This is a genomic window from Caballeronia sp. LZ001 (genome assembly GCF_031450875.1).
GTDB lineage: Bacteria > Pseudomonadota > Gammaproteobacteria > Burkholderiales > Burkholderiaceae > Caballeronia.
Window position 1 is genome coordinate 1,607,151 of record NZ_JARTVX010000004.1, and the last position, 16,663, is coordinate 1,623,813.

The 16,663-nt window shown below is 63.1% G+C and carries 16 protein-coding genes and 1 pseudogene; 5 read left to right on the forward strand and 12 right to left on the reverse strand.

The genetic code is table 11. The features are described from left to right. Nucleotides 1–19: 19 nt before the first annotated feature. The gene (locus P9292_RS18205; protein WP_309960499.1) at nucleotides 20–2,584 is read right to left on the reverse strand and encodes a mechanosensitive ion channel domain-containing protein; all 2,565 of its coding nucleotides are present in this window, start codon (nucleotides 2,582–2,584) and stop codon (nucleotides 20–22) included. A gap of 261 nt (nucleotides 2,585–2,845) precedes the next feature. On the opposite strand from P9292_RS18205, the gene P9292_RS18210 reads away from it, so the two are divergent. After that, nucleotides 2,846–3,085: a hypothetical protein gene (locus P9292_RS18210; RefSeq protein WP_309960501.1), complete on the forward strand. Its 240-nt coding sequence runs from the start codon at nucleotides 2,846–2,848 to the stop codon at nucleotides 3,083–3,085. A gap of 22 nt (nucleotides 3,086–3,107) precedes the next feature. Here P9292_RS18210 and P9292_RS18215 read toward each other — a convergent pair whose 3' ends face one another. The 3 genes from P9292_RS18215 to P9292_RS18225 form a co-directional block, all read right to left on the reverse strand. Next, a complete protein-coding gene (locus P9292_RS18215; RefSeq protein WP_250526666.1) occupies nucleotides 3,108–4,037 on the reverse strand; it encodes a cation diffusion facilitator family transporter in 930 nt (309 codons plus the stop codon). Between the two features lie 51 nt (nucleotides 4,038–4,088). Continuing rightward, complete coding sequence (gene selD, locus P9292_RS18220) at nucleotides 4,089–5,153, reverse strand: selenide, water dikinase SelD (RefSeq protein ID WP_309960504.1); 1,065 nt, start codon at nucleotides 5,151–5,153, stop codon at nucleotides 4,089–4,091. Between the two features lie 63 nt (nucleotides 5,154–5,216). Beyond that, complete coding sequence (locus tag P9292_RS18225) at nucleotides 5,217–5,777, reverse strand: putative glycolipid-binding domain-containing protein (protein ID WP_309960506.1); 561 nt, start codon at nucleotides 5,775–5,777, stop codon at nucleotides 5,217–5,219. Nucleotides 5,778–6,036: 259 nt separating this feature from the next. Here P9292_RS18225 and P9292_RS18230 point away from each other — a divergent pair, with 259 nt between their 5' ends. Beyond that, on the forward strand, nucleotides 6,037–6,462 hold the full coding sequence (locus P9292_RS18230) for a BspC domain-containing protein (RefSeq protein ID WP_244828275.1): 426 nt from the start codon (nucleotides 6,037–6,039) through the stop codon (nucleotides 6,460–6,462). A gap of 16 nt (nucleotides 6,463–6,478) precedes the next feature. Here the strand turns inward: P9292_RS18230 and P9292_RS18235 are convergent, their stop codons facing one another. Next, the gene (locus P9292_RS18235; RefSeq protein ID WP_309960508.1) at nucleotides 6,479–7,003 is read right to left on the reverse strand and encodes an Rrf2 family transcriptional regulator; all 525 of its coding nucleotides are present in this window, start codon (nucleotides 7,001–7,003) and stop codon (nucleotides 6,479–6,481) included. 399 nt (nucleotides 7,004–7,402) lie between these two features. Between P9292_RS18235 and P9292_RS18240 the strand changes: the two genes are divergently transcribed. Continuing rightward, a complete protein-coding gene (locus tag P9292_RS18240; RefSeq protein ID WP_409015390.1) occupies nucleotides 7,403–7,618 on the forward strand; it encodes a hypothetical protein in 216 nt (71 codons plus the stop codon). A gap of 69 nt (nucleotides 7,619–7,687) precedes the next feature. Here P9292_RS18240 and P9292_RS18245 read toward each other — a convergent pair. From P9292_RS18245 to P9292_RS18265, 5 genes and pseudogenes are all read right to left on the reverse strand, one after another. After that, nucleotides 7,688–8,444 (reverse strand): annotated as a pseudogene (locus P9292_RS18245) (anti-sigma factor family protein). Then, nucleotides 8,441–8,959, reverse strand: a complete 519-nt coding sequence (locus tag P9292_RS18250; RefSeq protein ID WP_250466889.1) for an RNA polymerase sigma factor — start codon at nucleotides 8,957–8,959, stop codon at nucleotides 8,441–8,443. The pseudogene P9292_RS18245 and the gene P9292_RS18250 overlap by 4 nt, the downstream one beginning before the upstream one ends. Before the next feature lie 25 nt (nucleotides 8,960–8,984). Then, the gene (locus tag P9292_RS18255) at nucleotides 8,985–9,128 is read right to left on the reverse strand and encodes a hypothetical protein (RefSeq protein ID WP_309960512.1); all 144 of its coding nucleotides are present in this window, start codon (nucleotides 9,126–9,128) and stop codon (nucleotides 8,985–8,987) included. Between the two features lie 71 nt (nucleotides 9,129–9,199). Beyond that, nucleotides 9,200–9,571 (reverse strand): hypothetical protein, encoded by a 372-nt coding sequence (locus P9292_RS18260; protein ID WP_244828283.1) that lies wholly within the window; start codon nucleotides 9,569–9,571, stop codon nucleotides 9,200–9,202. Nucleotides 9,572–9,715: 144 nt separating this feature from the next. Beyond that, on the reverse strand, nucleotides 9,716–10,711 hold the full coding sequence (locus P9292_RS18265; RefSeq protein ID WP_244828285.1) for an AraC family transcriptional regulator: 996 nt from the start codon (nucleotides 10,709–10,711) through the stop codon (nucleotides 9,716–9,718). A gap of 233 nt (nucleotides 10,712–10,944) precedes the next feature. Here P9292_RS18265 and P9292_RS18270 point away from each other — a divergent pair, with 233 nt between their 5' ends. Continuing rightward, the gene (locus tag P9292_RS18270) at nucleotides 10,945–11,985 is read left to right on the forward strand and encodes an aldo/keto reductase (protein ID WP_250466886.1); all 1,041 of its coding nucleotides are present in this window, start codon (nucleotides 10,945–10,947) and stop codon (nucleotides 11,983–11,985) included. A 9-nt stretch (nucleotides 11,986–11,994) separates the two neighbouring features. On the opposite strand, the gene P9292_RS18275 is transcribed toward P9292_RS18270, so the two are convergent. Continuing rightward, entirely contained in the window at nucleotides 11,995–12,861 is an 867-nt protein-coding gene (locus P9292_RS18275) for a glucose 1-dehydrogenase (protein ID WP_250466884.1), read from the reverse strand. A 186-nt stretch (nucleotides 12,862–13,047) separates the two neighbouring features. Between P9292_RS18275 and P9292_RS18280 the strand changes: the two genes are divergently transcribed. Further along, a complete protein-coding gene (locus P9292_RS18280) occupies nucleotides 13,048–14,229 on the forward strand; it encodes a 4-hydroxybenzoate 3-monooxygenase (protein WP_309960514.1) in 1,182 nt (393 codons plus the stop codon). Between the two features lie 100 nt (nucleotides 14,230–14,329). On the opposite strand, the gene P9292_RS18285 is transcribed toward P9292_RS18280, so the two are convergent. Further along, nucleotides 14,330–16,522, reverse strand: a complete 2,193-nt coding sequence (locus tag P9292_RS18285) for an amylo-alpha-1,6-glucosidase (protein WP_244829703.1) — start codon at nucleotides 16,520–16,522, stop codon at nucleotides 14,330–14,332. Nucleotides 16,523–16,663 lie beyond the last annotated feature (141 nt).

Here is a 16,663-nt window from a genome sequence, read left to right on the forward strand (position 1 = left end):
CGCCAACCCTTAAAAACGCTCAAGCCTGCGATGTCCGCGGCGGCGGCGCACTGGACGCCGTGCCCTGTCCGGCAGCCGCCTCGCCCGTCGGATGCTGCGCCGCCTTCGACGGTTCGCCGCGCTGATCGGCGGGGGCGTCACCATCGACGTCGGCTGGATGCGCCGGATCGTGCGCCGCGTCCTGCGTGCCGTTGACGATCACAAAGTTACGCTGCGGATTGGCGATCTCGATCCCACGCGCCGTGAACTCGTTGAGAATGCGCCGGTTGAACTCGCGTTGCACCGGCCAGCGCGTGCTGTCGCGGCATTGAATCTGACCGGCGAGCGTGACGGTGGAACCATCGACGGCATCGACGCCCCAGAAGCTGAAGTCGGAGAGAATTCCGTCCTTGAAGGCGTCGTCTTCACGTAGCGCGGTGCCGATTTCCTTGAGCGTCGAAATGGCCAGATCCACGTCCTGACCGAGCGCGACCGACACGCGCACCGCCGCGTTGCCAATGCCGCGATTCGTATTGTTGACCGTGGATACCGAACTGAACGGCACCGTGAACAGCGAGCCGTCGCCGCCTCGCAAACGCACCGTGCGAATCGACAGATATTCGACCGTGCCCGAGACGCCCGCGACCGTCACCCAGTCGCCCACTTGCATGGCGTTTTCCATCAAAAGGAAGATGCCGGTGATGAAATCCTGCACGAGCTTTTGCGAGCCGAAGCCGAGCGCCACGCCGAAAATGCTCGCGCTCGCCAGAAGCGGCGCGGTGTTGACGCCGATTTCCGAGAGACCGGTGAGCACGACGACCATGGCGATGACGATGAACAGCGCGGAGCGCATCATCGGTAAAAGCGTGCGCAGGCGTGCGGCGCGCACGCGGTCGCCACTCGCGTTCCATTGATCGAGACGCTGCTCGACCATTACGTTGGCCGTCTCCCACACGATGACCGCGAACACCGCCGCGACCGCGATGGTCACGAGCGCGGATGCCAGCCGGTTGCCAATGCCTCCCGATGTGAAGAACTGCACGATATGCACGCCCCACACTTCGAGCAGCGCCACGACCGTCACCACGGCGATGATCGTCTGCACGGCGCGGCGCAAGAGCGGGTAATAGCGATAAGCATGACGATGCGCGATGGACTTCGCCGCAAAGTCGTCGTCATCGTTTTCGTGGAACACGCGGCCGAGCGCACCGAACGCGACGATTGCCGCGACGCGCGCGCCGACCAGCACGAGAATGGACACGCCGCCGAGATGGAACAGCGTGCGATAGCCGTTCTGCACGTCCAGCGCCCAGACGAACCACAGCGCGAGCACGAAGAAGATGGCGACGGCGGCCCAGATATCGGCGATCCAGCCACCGAATAGCGCGGTCGATTTATGACTGCGCATGCGTTCGCGGATACGCTCCGCCACGGGCTTGCGGCAGTCGAAAATGGTGTAGGCGAGCATCAGATGGATGTCGAGCGTGACGATCTTCAGAATGGCGATGCGCGCCGCTTCCGACAGTCCGAGCGGCTCCGCGCCGTTGGCCAGCGCGATGCCGATACCCGCGATGATCACCATGCTGCGCAGCTTGCGATACGTGTAGAGCGCGTATTGATCGCGCATCTGCAAAAGCCGCAAGCCGGTGGCATGCGGCGCCAGCAGAAAGCCGCTCACGAGCATGATGATCCGGCAGACGAGGTAGGCATCGATAAACTCGCTCGCGACGTGCGATTCGATCGAGTTGTCGTCGATAAAGACGGACACCAGGAGCGTCGCCACGCCGATGAACACGCCAAGCGGAATGAACTTGAACAGCAGATACAAAAGCGCATTGGGCAGACGCTGCAACAGGGTCCAGTGACGTGCCGCGTGCCGCTGGCCGCGCGCCGTTTCCACCTTGCGCTCGGCTGCGTGCTGCGCGGCTTCGTCGCCGGTGCGCTCGGCGAAGTGCTCGGCGCGTTCCGCCGCATGCTCGTTCTGCACGAGTTCGGGATCGGTGACCTCGGCATCGGCGACACCGCGCGCGGCGATCTTCGCACGCGATTTACGCAGCAGACGGCCGCCGACGATTTCAAGCAAAAACGCGGGCACGAGACACACGAGCACGATCCAGAGCACGTGACCGAACTGCGCGCGCGATTCCGGCGTCGCCATGCGTTGGCTCCACCAATGCACCACGGAACGAATGTTCAGCAACTCGGCCAGCGTATGCCGCATCTCGGTTGCGAACTGAACGACCCAGTTGCCCGCCTGATGCGATAGCTGCGAGGCAAGCCCGTTCGCCGTCAGCGATTTCGCAAGCACGCCCGACGCGCCCGAAGCAAGCGCAGCCGTTTCCGCGCCGCTCGCCGCCGTGGCGCTCGCGGCCGTCGGTGCGGCAAGCGCGCCGGCCGCCGCCACTGCGCGGAGCGTATCGGCGACCTGTGCGCGGCGTTGCGGATCGTTGAGCACCGCAAGGGCATCGCGCGCCTGTTGCGGCGTGAGCGCGACCGCGGGTTGCGACGCGCCTTGCGCCGAACCGGCGGCAATGGCGGCCGCCGAAAGAAGCGAGCCGAGACTCGTGAAGGCGAGCAGACAGACTAAGAGTATGAGTTTGCGCATGGGTCGAATGAAAATCACGAAATTGCTGGGACTCGATGCGGACGACGCGCACGCCCTATCCTAACGCGATGCCCCGGTCCAACGCAGTAACGGCATGGCCGGGTCTCGACGCGGGGCCGGAATGAAGTCTGCTGATATGCAGACATTGAAACGACGCGAATTGAAATGAACGCGAGACTCAATGATTCTGGAGACAGGCTCCCGCAAGCTCGCCGCGACGATAATCCGGACCGTCGCTCCAACTGGCTCACGCGTCCTGCAATGAAATTGACCGTGCTCTGGGTAGCACTTGCCGCGCCTGCCCTGCCGTTTGCAGCGCAAAGTCCGCTCATGCGGGGTGGACGAGCGGCGTCGGCGGCTTCAGCGGAATTGCCGGACGATGCATCGTCCTTGCCGGAAATGGGCGTGACGCAAGTGCCCGCGCGCGGCAATACGCAAGTTCCGGACACGCCTGTCACACCGAGGCCGCACAACGCGCGACCGCCGGCTGACTTGCCGTGAGCCGGACGACGGACGACATGTTTCAAGCCGCGGCGGCGGGCTTGCTGGCTTCGCGCGGCACGTCCGGTTCGAAGAACACCCAGCGCACCTGCGGAAAGGCTTGCTGCAAATCTTCCTCGACGATGTTGATTGCATCGATCATCGCGCGGCCGCTGGCATAGTCGATCATCTCGGCTTGCACGGCGACAACGACATCCTTGCCCCACTGCAGTGTGATCAAACTGATGATGCGCGTAATCTCGGGCCGCGCGCGCAAATGCGCTTCGATGGCTTTGCGCACTTCGGGACTGGCCGATTCACCGACGATCATCGACTTCACTTCGCGCGCAACGAGAAACGCAATCAGCATCAGCAACACGCCCACGCCGACCGAGCCCGCCGCGTCCCATGCGGGGTTGCCGGTGATCATCGTCATGAGCACGGCAGCGAACGCGATGGCGAGACCCGCGAGCGCGGCCACATCCTCGCCTGCGACAACCAGCAACTCCGACTCGCGCGTCTCGCGGAACCAGCGCCACATGGTCTTGTTGCCCGCCGTCTTGCGAATCTCGCGCACCGCGCCCGCCAGTGAAAACGCTTCGAGCACGACCGAGATGCCGAGAATGACAAGCGCGACGATCGGGTTCGTTAGCGGCTCATGATGCATCAAACGATGCGTGCCTTCATACACCGAAAACGCGCCGCCGACGAAGAACAGCAACAGCGCCACGATCAGCGCATAGAAGTAAATCTCGCGCCCCGAGCCGAGCGGATGCAGCGCGTTGGCGGGCGCCTGCGCGCGCTTGAGCCCGAGGAGCAGCAGCAACTGATTGCCGCAATCGGCCGTGGAGTGAATGGCTTCGGCGAACATGGAGCCTGAGCCAGTGAAAGCAGCCGCGCCGAACTTGCATACGGCGATGCCGAAGTTGGCGGCGAGCGCATAGAGAATCGCTTTCGGAGATTCTTCCTTCATCTGCGATTGATGTCCCGGTGGATGGTAAGAGCTGGGTTACGCGGATGCGTCTCAGGCCACTTCGATACGGCCCGCGCCGTCCACCATCTCGCCGATCACGGCGGCGTCGGAGAAGCCATCCGCGCGGAAGATCGCGAGCACGTCGTTCACGGCTTCAGGCGCGCACGAAACGAGCAGACCGCCCGAAGTCTGCGGATCGGTAAGCAAGTTGCGAGCCTCGTCCTGAGGCGCGTCGAGGGATGCGGCAAGCGATACATCGGCGCCATACGCGTTCCAGTTGCGTCCCGACGCGCCGGTGTAAATGCCCGCGCGCACGAACTCGCGCACCTGTGGCAACCACGGCAGCCTTGCATAGTCGATACGTGCGGTAAGTTGCGCGCCGCGTGCGAGTTCGAGCGCGTGGCCGAGCAGGCCGAAGCCCGTCACGTCGGTGAGTGCATGCACGCCATCGAGCAGAGCGAGTTCCGCGCCGGGGCGATTGAGCTTGGTCGTCGCGGCGATCATCGCGGCGTAGCCCGTGGCATCGAGTTGATCCTTCTTCAATGCGGCCGACAGAATGCCGACGCCGAGCGGCTTGCCGAGCACGAGCACGTCGCCCGCGCGCGCTGCCGCGTTGCGCTTCACGCGCGACGGATGCACGATACCGAGCGCGGCGAGCCCGTAGATAGGCTCGACGGAATCGATTGAATGCCCGCCCGCGACGGGAATGCCCGCCTCGGCGCATACCGACTCGCCGCCCTTGAGGACTTGCGCGATCACGTCATGCGGCAACACGTTGATCGGCATGCCGACGAGTGCGAGCGCAAGAATTGGCTTGCCGCCCATGGCATAGACATCCGAGAGCGCATTGGTCGCGGCGATGCGGCCGAAGTCGAACGGATCGTCGACGATCGGCATGAAGAAGTCGGTCGTCGCAACGATAGCCTGTTCGTCGTTGAGCTTGTAGACGGCGGCATCGTCGGCGGTGTCGTTGCCGACGAGGAGATTGGGGAACGCGGGCAATGGCGTGCTGCGCTTGAGCAGGTCGGCGAGCACGCCGGGCGCGATTTTGCAGCCGCAGCCGCCGCCGTGCGAGAGGCTGGTCAGGCGGGGTGATGCGCTGAAATGGGCGGTCATCTTGGTTTCATCCGGTAAGTGCGATCGATGCGGCATTATCGCCGCTCGGGAACAAACGCGCGCTCAGGCAGTACGTTTGAATAGCCCCGGATACGCTGTAACGAGCCCGTTCTCATCGACATCGATCTCGGCCGTAAAGCCCGTATCGAGCCCTTCGTAGCGATAGCGGCGCCCATCTTCCAGGCACGTATAAGCCTGCTCGACCGCGCTGACAGTCAACGCCGGCACGTTCACATAAGCGACGCGAATCACGCGCCGCTCACCGCGTTGCAGCTTCAACCGGCGAATGGGCAGCGTGTTCGTGAAAGGCGTCGCGCTCAGGTCGACGTCGATACAACCGCGGAGTTCATCGCGTGCGGAGCCGTCGGCGTCGATCCATGCGTGTTCGTCTCCGTCGTCTCCATCTGACCGATGCAGATCGAGCGTCGCACCGCCCGCCAGCTTCGCGGCAAGCCGCGTGACCTGCCAGCGCGCATCGCACTCTATGCGATAGACGAGGCCGAACGCGCCCGCCTCGCTTTCGCCAGCGACCACGCTCTCGATCACGATCGGCGACGCTTCATCGTCCAGTACGAGATGTTCCAGTCCTGTGCCGTCCACTTGCGACCATCTCACTGTTTTCATCGCGCGCCTCGTTGTGAGTTCGAAAGCGCAGCATACAACGCAGCTTAAACGCCATCGATCCACCTTCGACACGCGCCGCACGCTCGACGCGCCGAAACATCACACGGTATACTTCGCGAAATCTCAAAAAGACGCGCCCGATCCGTGCCGACGTTGGCGATGTCGCCCGAGCCCACGTGACAGGCGCCAGCGTATTGCCGTTCGTCGCGCAGGCTCGTCTTTGTCCGCCTCTTCGCTCTCGCCGCTCATGACTCATCGCATGAAAACCGCCTTCGTTCCCGCCTTGTTTGCATTGCTCTTGTCCGCGTCGATGGTTCAGATCGCGCAGGCCCAAGAGGCGCCCGATAACGTGACGGAAGACTATTCGTATCTGTCGCGGCTGCATGTGCCGGAGAGCGTCGCGCAATGCGTCGCGGCCTTCGACCGATGGGTTGCGGACGCGCCGAAGTACGACGCGCTCATCGTGCCCGACCGCCGCGTGTTGTCAGCCAGAATCGACAGCGAAACGCCCGTGTTTAGCGTGGGCAATCCGATTCCAGTCGATCAGGTCATCGTGATGCGCGCGTTCGCCAAGGCGCGCGGCAAGACGAAATGGACGCGCGTGGACAGCCGATGCGGCGTGCGCGACGGGCACGTCGTGGGCGTATCGCTTACGCCGAACATAAAGCCGACCATCGTGCGTTGATTGGCGACGGTGCAGACTAGCCTCGCGCGGCGCGTTTGCCCACGTTCTTTCCGCCCAGCCATTTGACGACCTGCGGCCCGAAACTGCGCGGCGCCTTTGCATTCACCCGGCCTGCGAGATCGGACAGCTTGTCCGCGGCCAGCGCTTCGCGCATGCGCTTCTCCGCGTTCTTCATGACGGCGTGAACGGCGCACACGCCGCTCGTCGACCACGGCGGCGCTTCTTCGCCAAACACCGCGCAACGCGCGCGAATCTCGCGACATTCGAAGAGCGGCTTGTCGCCATCGATGGCATGCACGACATCCAATACGCTGATCTCTCGCGATGGCCGCGCCAGCGAGAAACCACCGCGCGCGCCTTCGGTCGCGGTGACGAGCCCCGCCTTGTGCAGCTTCGTGAACAGCTTCGCCACGAACTCCGCCGGCACGCCTTGCAGTCCCGCCAGATCGCGCACGCTGGCGCCGCTCACACCGTGCGGCGGCTCCGCGAGATAGAGCATGCAGTGCAGCGCGTACTCCACGCCCGTGCTGATATGCGCCATGTGTTACTCCGATAAGCGTTATCGTAGTTCAGGATAGTGCCACGCTCGCGGGCCGACAGCGGCAATCTCAAATTAATAAGCGTGCTTCCAAATATTTCAAGCTTCACCTTTGCTTACAAACGAACACGGCTTGTCATTTTACGAACCGCTAAATTGCTCTTCATGGACTCACCAAGGAGAAATCCATGAAGAAGCTGGCGATACTTGTAGCACTGGGCGTGGCGCTCGCGGGCTCACTCTCGGGCTGCATCATCCTGCCGGACGGTGGCGGTTACCACCATCATCACGATTACTACCGCTAGAACACTGGCATGACAAAAATCCATAACTACTACCACCGGGCTCGTAGTTACGAAGCGAGCCAACGGAAGACCACGAATACCGAAGGAGCAAATCATGTTGAACAAGACTAAGAAGAGCCTCTTGATCGCGTCCCTTGCAGCGTCGCTTGGCTTGGGCATGATGAACGTTGCATCGGCGGACGATCATCGTCCGCATCATGTGGTGAAGGTCGGCTGGCATGGCGAGCGCTACTGGGACGGTCATCGCTACTGGGCGCGTAACGAGTGGGAACGTCACCATCGTCCGCACCACGAAGAGCCGCATCGTTATTGATCGGCTTTAGAAGAAAAAGCCGCAGCGACTCGAAGCGCTGCGGCTTTTTTTGCCTGGTGAGCCTGAGCCTCACCAGTCCTTGGGGTTGCCGCCCAGTTCCTTGCAGGTGTCGTAGGCAATCGCTTGCAGCTTGGCCTCCCCGATCTGCCCCGAGAGCGCATAACCCACGCTGTCCGCGGCCCAGTAATACGTCCTGCGCGGGCCGTCGCGCAGCATCCGGATCTGAGCGTCGTTGCGTCGTACCGTCGCCATGTAAAGCGTGAGACGTTCGCCCGCTGCGTTCTGATACATGAACTGCGCGGCCGGCCCGTTCACCGGGCAAGAGCCTGCCCCCCACGAGCTGAAAGCCATACTCGACGAGCGATGGAATCGTCAACGTTCGATTCAACCGCTTCGACAGCCAATTGACGAGATGGTCCTGCTGCGACGCCGCCACTTCCACCGCGTGACGTTGCTCCGGCGCATACACCGCATAGGCAATGTCTGCGCGTTCCGCGAAGCGCGCACGCGGCTCGCCGAACGAAGGCAGCAGCATGTGCATCATGAATCCACACGCGACGCCCACCACGAGAAAGCACGCGGCCAGGAGAAAGCGCTCGCGCTTTCGCGCACGCATGACGACGATCTGCGGCTCGGCCTGCTCCGCCGCGAAGAGCGCGCGCAACGCATTGTCCTGCGCGCGATAGTCGGTCGCAGTCGCCTGCAGCGCGGGGTCATCGGCCAGGCGCGCTTCGACGGCCTTGCGCTCATCGCCGTGAAGCTCGTCGTCGAGCCAGGCAGAGAGCGCCTGAAGGTCGCGATCCGGCGGTCGTTCGTCGTGGGTCATGTCCGGCTCACCACTTTCAGCGACGACGCACGGCGCCCCGGTTCCTCGCCAAGCAGAACGCGCATGTGTTCTCGCGCCCGCGAGAGGCGCGACATCACGGTTCCGGCTGGCACGTTCAAGACCACGGAGGCCTCCTGGTAACTCATTTCCTCGACACACACGAGCAACATGACTTCGCGCTGTTCGACCGGCAGGCAGTAAAGCGCGCGTTGCACGTCGCGCAGCACGAGTCCGTCCACTTCGCCACGCGGCGCGGCCATCTGCCGCCACGGCGCGGTTTCATCGTCGACGGCAATGTCGCGCCGTCCGCGCAACTGGTCGATATACAAGTTGCGCATGATCGTGAACAGCCACGCGCGCAGATTGGTCCCCGCGCGAAACGACCGCATGCGATTCAACGCACGCTCGGTCGCGTCCTGCACGAGATCGTCGGCCCAGGCGCGGTCGCCCGTCAACGCGCGCGCATAGCGGCGCAATTGCGGAAGATGCGCAAGGAGATCGCTCTCGAAACTCACGGCCATAGAACCGGACGATTCGGCATCAGTAGCTGCCCTTCATGACCGGATCGGCGGCGCCGGCTCTCTCATTACCCGAAGCACCCGCCGTGCCGCTCGCGCAGCCGCTCGACGCCAGCGCGCAGACGAGCGCAGCCAGGAGCAACGCTGCTCCGGACAGTCGTTTCATGTTCGTGTCCCGTCAGAAAGAAGACTCGCAGGCTCGCCGGTTTATTCCCGCGAGCCCGCTCGCAGAAACGCTTACGGCTTCACGACGTGCCAGACATCCTTGAAGTTGTCGCCGTTTTTATCGCCGGGCTTGGTGTCCTTGGCAAAGCGGTATACGCGCTTGCCGTCGTACGCCCATTGCTTGCCGCCGTCGGCGGTTTCGGTGGTCCACTTGCCGCTCGGCTGATCCGAGGCGCCCGCCATCGCGGCTGGCCACGCCTGCGCGCAGCCGCCGGAGCAGGCGCTCGCGCCGCCCTTGGTGTCTTTGTCGAAGGTGTAGAGCGTCATGCCGTTGTCATCGACGAACATGCCGTTCGATTCTTTCGGCGCCGCGGCGAACGCGGGCGATGCCAGACACGCCGCCGCAACCGCGGCCGTGACGATCGTGAGGATGCGCTTCTTCATTTCATCTTCCTTATTGGAGAAGTATCCGTAGAACGTTCGGCAGCGCTGCGCTATTCCGCGGACGATGAAATAAACCGATGCGGCAGCGCCGTCGCATCGCCATGCGGCAAGCTTTGTTCGACCGTGCGGCGCGCTTCGCTTCGTTCAGGCGCCGGTTGCGGCGGCATCGCGCCAGCGCCGAGTGTCGCGCAGCGGCGGCGCGCCGAAAAGGCGGCTGTACTCGCGGCTGAACTGCGACGCGCTTTCGTAACCGACGCGATGCGCGGCCGTCGCGGCATCGGCGATATCGAGCAGCATCAGACGCCGCGCTTCCTGCAGGCGCAACTGCTTCTGATACTGCAGCGGACTCATCGCCGTCACGGCCTTGAAATGATGATGCAGCGAAGACACGCTCATATGCACGTCCCGCGCGATATCTTCGACGCGCAAAGGTTGATCGAAGTTCTGACGCAGCAGAAGAATGGCCTTCGCGATGCGCTGCGTCTGACTGTCCTGCAAGGCGATCTGGCGCAGCCGCGCGCCGGAACCGTTCATCAGCAGCCGATACAGAATCTCGCGCTTCACCAGCGGCGCGAGAATGGGCACGTCGTCCGGCGTGTCGATGAGGCGCAAGAGGCGCAGCACCGCGTCGAGCATGGAATTGCCGAGTCGATTCACATACACGCCGCGCGTGGCGTCCGACTGCGTGACGGGCGGCAGATGCTGGTCCTGTATCAGCGACGTGATCTCTTCGACATCGAGATCGAGCCGCATGCCGAGATAGGGCTCCGTTTCGCTTGCCACCGTCACTTGCCCGATCACCGGCAGATCCACCGACGAGACGAGGTAATGCATGGGGTCGTAGACGTAGACGTCGTCGCCAACCATGATGCGCTTCGTGCCTTGCGCGATCAGCGCGAGCGCGGGCGTTTGAATACCTGGCTTCGGCCCGCCCGGATTCATGATGCGGTGCACGAAGACGCCTGGCACGCAGGTTTCGATGGAACCCTCGCAGCCCGCCGTCAAGCGGTCGAGTAGCGAGACGAGTTCGAGACGCGCCTGATCCAGCGCGGGATCGAGCGTCTGATTGTTATTGCGCATCTCTCTGGGATGCTCGTGCGGATCTTTGTCGGCAAGGCCGGGTGTGTCGTTCAGCGCCATGATTTTCCGAGGAATTTAGCGTTCGAAGGAGTCTCGTTAGCTTACTCGCGCGGGCGCGGTTGTGCTTAGGGTCGCGCGCCCGCTTTGCAGGAATTGGCAAGGATTCGACAGGATCAGGCTATGACACGCAAGAGGCGCGGGAAGATACTGCATTGCCGGCGCGACGCGTCGACCGGTCGAAACATCGACACTTCGCGCCTTCCGATCACCGCATCGTCACTCTGGAGCCTTCCATGCGCTACAGGAAATTCGGCAATACCGGCCTATTCGTCTCCGAACTGTGCCTCGGCACCATGACCTTCGGCGGAGGCGGCGGCGGCATCTGGGACAACATCGGTCAGCTTCAGCAGGCGGACGCCGACAAGCTCGTCGGCCGCTCGCTCGACGCGGGCATCAATTTCATCGATACCGCCGATGTTTATGCCGACGGCCAGTCCGAAATCATCACGGGCCAGGCGTTGAAGAACCTCAAGGTGCCGCGCGAGAACGTGGTCGTCGCGACCAAGATTCTGGGCGAGGCGGGAACCAAGAGCGTGAATTCGCGCGGCGCGTCGCGCTTTCATATCATCGATGGCGTGAAGGCGAGTCTCAAGCGGCTGCAACTCGATCACGTCGATCTGTATCAGATTCACGGATTCGATCCCGCCACGCCAATCGAGGAAACACTGCGCGCGCTCGACAATCTGGTGCAGCACGGCCACGTGCGCTACATCGGCGTGTCGAACTGGGCCGCGTGGCAGATTGCCAAGGCGCTTGGCATTTCGGAGCGTTTGGGCCTGGCGCGTTTCGAGTCGTTGCAGGCGTATTACACGATCGCCGGGCGCGACCTGGAGCGCGAACTCGTCCCGTTGCTACAAAGCGAGAACGTCGGCTTGATGGTGTGGAGTCCGCTCGCGGGCGGCCTCTTGTCGGGCAAGTACACGCGCGAAGGCGGCAAGGAAGAAGGCGGCCGCCGCACGAAGTTCGATTTTCCGCCCGTGAACGTGGACCGCGCGTATGACTGTATCGACGTAATGCGTCGTGTCGCCGAAGCCAAGGGCGTTTCGGTGGCGCAGATCGCGCTTGCCTGGTTGTTGCACCAGAAGGTGGTGACGAGCGTGATTGTCGGGGCGAAACGTATCGAGCAACTCGATGACAACATCGCGGCGACCAAGGTAACGCTCAACGCCGACGAGCTCGCCGCGCTCGACGAAGTGAGCCAGCTTCCCGCCGAATATCCCGGCTGGATGCTGACGCGGCAGGGCGAGTATCGTCGCAAGCAGTTGAGCGAGTGACGCGCGGCTTCAAATGATCGGCTTGCCGCCCGTCACCGCGACGGTGGCGCCCGAAATGTAGCTCGCCTCGTCCGAGGCGAGCAGCACGTAAGCGGCGGCCAGTTCGGCAGGCTGGCCGGCGCGTTTCAAGGGCACTTGCGAGCCGAAATTCTTGACCTTCTCGACGGGCATCGTCGAAGGAATCAATGGCGTCCAAATCGGTCCCGGCGCCACGCAATTTGCGCGAATACCGCGCTCGGCCAGCAATTGCGCGAGGCCGCCCGTGAAGTTCTGGATCGCCCCCTTCGTACTCGCATACGCAATCAAACCGGGATTCGGCGCGTCCGCATTCACCGACGTCGTGTTGATGATCGCCGCGCCCTCCTTCAGATGCGGTAGCGCCGCCTTGGTAATGCGAAACATCGCGCCGATGTTGGTCGAGTAGGTCTTGTCCCACTCGTCGTCGCTGATGTCTTCGAGGCCGTCGTAGGTCATCTGGTAAGCGGCGTTGTTTACCAGCACTTCGAGATGGCCGAACGCCTCCACCGTCTTCGCGACGAGTTCGCGGCAATGCGCGCGGTCGGTGATGTCGCCGGGCAATAGCAGCGCCTTTTGTCCCGCTTCTTCTACCCAGCGGGCCGTCTCCTTGGCGTCGTCGTGTTCGTCGAGATAAGAGATCGCCACGTCTGCGCCTTCGCGCGCGAATGCAATCGCCACCGCCCGCCCGATGCCGCTATCGCCGCCTGTGATGAGCGCAGTCTTGCCGGCAAGTTTGCCGCTACCTTTGTAACTCTCCTCGCCGTGGTCGGGCTGCGGATCGAGCGGCTTGGTTAATCCGGGACGGCGTTCTTGCTGCTGTTCAGGAAACGGCGGCTTGGGGTAATTCTTCGCGCTCATCTGTCTCTCCATTCGATTGCGTGCTCGGGATTTACCCTGAGTCAGCAAGGGATGGACCCGTGATCGCGGCATTTTCGGGCCTTTATCTCGAAATGGGATAGGCGCTATGTTCCGTATCGCGTTGCGACATACCGAGGTTGCAACGAGACTGTACGCACAACATTTCGACGCAATCAAGGAGACATCATGCGTACTCAAGTCGGCATCGTCGGTGCGGGCCCGGCCGGGCTTCTGCTTTCCCATCTTCTGCATTTGCGCGGCATCGAGTCGGTCGTACTCGAAGCGCGCGGTCAGCAGGACATCGAATCTACCATTCGTGCGGGCGTCCTCGAACAAGGCACGATGGATTTGCTCAATCAGGCGGGAGTCGGCGCGCGCATGCAGGCCGAAGGCGCATTGCATCACGGTTTCGAACTGGCGTTCGAGGGACAGCGGCGCCGTATCGCCTTGACAGAACTGACGGGCCATTCGATCACGGTCTACGCGCAGCATGAAGTCATCAAGGATCTGGTCGCGGCGCGCCTTGCGGCGAACGGTGCGCTCAAGTTCAACGTGTCGAACGTGAGCTTGCACGATTTCGCGGAGAACAGCGACGGCAAGCCGCGCATCGAGTACACGCATGAAGGGCGCGCCGAAACGCTGGAGTGCGATTTCATCGTCGGCTGCGATGGCTCGCAGGGCGTCTCGCGCCCGTGCATTCCGGAAGCGGTGCGGCAGGACTATCAGCGGGTGTATCCGTTCGGCTGGTTCGGCATTCTGATCGAAGCGCCGCCCTCGTCCGACGAACTCATCTATGCGCGTCACGACCGCGGCTTCGCGCTCATCAGCACGCGCTCGCCCGGCGTGCAGCGCATGTATTTCCAGTGCGATCCGAAAGAGTCCGTCGACGCCTGGTCCGACGACCGCATCTGGGCCGAACTGCACGCACGCGTCGATACCCACGATGGCTGGCAGATCACGGAAGGGAAGATTTTTCAGAAGAACATTGTCGGCATGCGCAGCTTCGTATCCACGCCGATGCAGTCAGGCAAGCTCTTCCTCGCCGGCGACGCGGCGCATATCGTGCCGCCGACGGGCGCAAAGGGCTTGAATCTCGCGGTGTCGGACGTGCGGGTGCTCAATGCCGCCCTCGTCGATTTTTATAAAGAAGGCAAAAGCGACAAGCTCGCGCAATATACCGAGACCGCGCTCAAGCGTGTGTGGCGCGCGGAGCATTTCTCGTGGTGGATGACGCGCATGCTGCACAAGCTCGACGATACGTCGCCCTTCGAGCAACGCCTGCAGGTCGCGGAGCTGGAGCATGTGACCACTTCGCATGCGGCGGCGACGGCGCTGGCCGAGAACTACGTGGGCAGCGTGGCGGTTTGATTTCCGCGCGTTCAGTTCGAGCGGATGGACGGCGCAGCTTGCGAGGTCATTTCCCGAAACCTCGCAAGCAACGCTTCCCACGCGTTGCGCATTTCTTCACTCAAAGCACCGCGACGACCCGCGCATCCCCTTCCACCGATGGCACCACTTGGCCGCCCACGCGCCGGAACGTGATCGTCACGTTCTTGTCGCCGAGACGCAGATCGCCGATCTCCAGCCAGTCGATGCCCTCCGGCAACTGCGGCCGGTCGATGCGTATCTCGTCGTTGACCGCGTCCATCGTCACGCCGAGACACGCTTCGAGGACCATGAACGGCGCGCCCGCAGCCCACGCCTGCGGCAGACACGCCACCGGATAAGCGATCGGCCGTTCGCCGCGCTGACGCGTGAAGCCGCAAAACAGCTCGGGCAAACGCATGTCGAACGTGACGGCCGCCTCGAACAAAGCCTGCAGCAGACCGACCGCCGCGCCACGCTCGCCGTAACGCGCAAGGCCACGCGCGCATAACGCCGTATCGTGCGGCCAGACCGAGCCGTTGTGGTATGACATCGGGTTGAAACGCGGCTGCCCGGCGGCGAGCGTACGCACGCCCCAGCCGGTGTGGAACAAGGTGGATTCGAGCTGACGCGCGACCTTCTCGCCGCGCTCGCGCTCGACCAGATCGAACGCGAGCAGATGCCCCGCATTCGATGACAACACCCGGCACAAGTCGCCACGCCCGTCGAGCGCTATGCCGTAGAAGTCCATCTCCGGCATCCAGTACATTGCTTCCACGCGCTCGCGGATATGGCGCGCGCGCCGCTCGAACTCGTCCGCACGTTCGTGTTCGCCGCGTTCGCGGCCAAGCCGCGCCATCGTCGAGAATGCCGTCGATGCGTATGCCTGCACTTCCACCAGCGCAATCGGTCCGATGGGAAATTTACCGTCCGCATGGAACACGGAGTCCTGACTATCTTTCCAGCCCTGGTTGGCGAGTCCATGCTCGGACGCGCGCTGATAGTCGAGCAAGCCGTGCGGATTCTTGTCGCAATGACGCGCGACCCAGTCCGCCGCGAGTTGCAACGCGGGCCAGATTTCGTCGATGAGCGCCTGATCGCCCGTGCGTTCCGCATACGCGCCCGCGAGCACGATGAAAAGCGGCGTGCTGTCGACGCCACCGTAATAAAGCGCGAATGGCACCTCGCCGGTCGCGGCCATCTCGCTCTTGCGCGTCTCGTGCATGATCTTGCCGATTTCCGCGTCGCGAAACGCCGAGTCCTCCCGCGCCTGATGAGCCGCGAGAAAGCGCAGCACGCCGCGCGCTAGCGTGGGATGCAGCCACAGCATCTGCAACGACGTGATGATCGCGTCACGCCCGAACGCGGTGGAGAACCACGGGATGCCCGCATACGGATACGGACCGGTTTCGAGATCGGTGGTGAGAAGCCCGAGGTCGGCCAGCGACCGGTCGATCCATTCGCTGAAGAGCGGATTGCTCGAACGCACGCGCGCACTGGCGCGACGCCGGTCTCGCATACGCCGATGCGCCTCGACGAGCGCTTCGCGGATAGCCGGACGGCCCGATTCGGGCGCACATTCGGCGGCTTCGGCGGCGTTGCGCTTGCTCTCTTCGCTGGCGTCGCTGAGCGCGTGTGTCACGGCCGTGACGGAGAGATAGACCGAAATCGCCGTCTCCGATTCGATACGCAGCGCGTAATCGGCGCGCGTTGGCGAGAGCACGTCCGGCGCGGGTGTGAACTGGATGCGCGCGGTGCGTTCCACTTCGTCCAGGCCGATATAGCGCAACACCACCTCGCCATTCTCGACAATGGGCGGCCGCAAAGTGCCGCGCTTCTGGCGCTTCGAGCCACGCACCTCGAACATATCGAGAAAGTCCGCGGCGAACGAAATGGAGATCGGCACCGTGGATGGCTCGGTGCCGTAGTTCGTCAGCACGATGCTTTCGTGCAATACGTGCCCGGAAAGCACACGTTTGCGCTCGACGTGGATAACGCCCTCCGGTGTCTGGGCTCCGCCGATGGGCGGCAGCGGCCGGTTGGTCAAGTGCGCCGTGAAGACAGCGTTATCGCTCGATACGCTGCCTGAAAGCAGCGACGGCGCGCGTCCACCGAACGTGAGCACCAATTGCGAGAGCACACGCGTATCGTTGACAAACAGGCCGTCGTCGCCGCCGCGGATATCGCCGTTGGCGTCGTAGACGGCGAACGTGTTGCCCGATTTCAGGACGAACTGGCGCTCGCTCGGAATGTTGACGTTCTCGGTCGGAATGAAGGCATCGTCCGCGCCGGGCATAGTCGCTTGCGCCTGTTGCTGCTGCTGTTGCGTCTGGTCCTGCGTCTGATCCTTTGTGTCCATTGCGCCTTCCTGAACTGAAAGTAGTGTGTAATCACGACGGCCGGCCAGCTCGACCAGACCGATGTTTTTGCAGGGTGC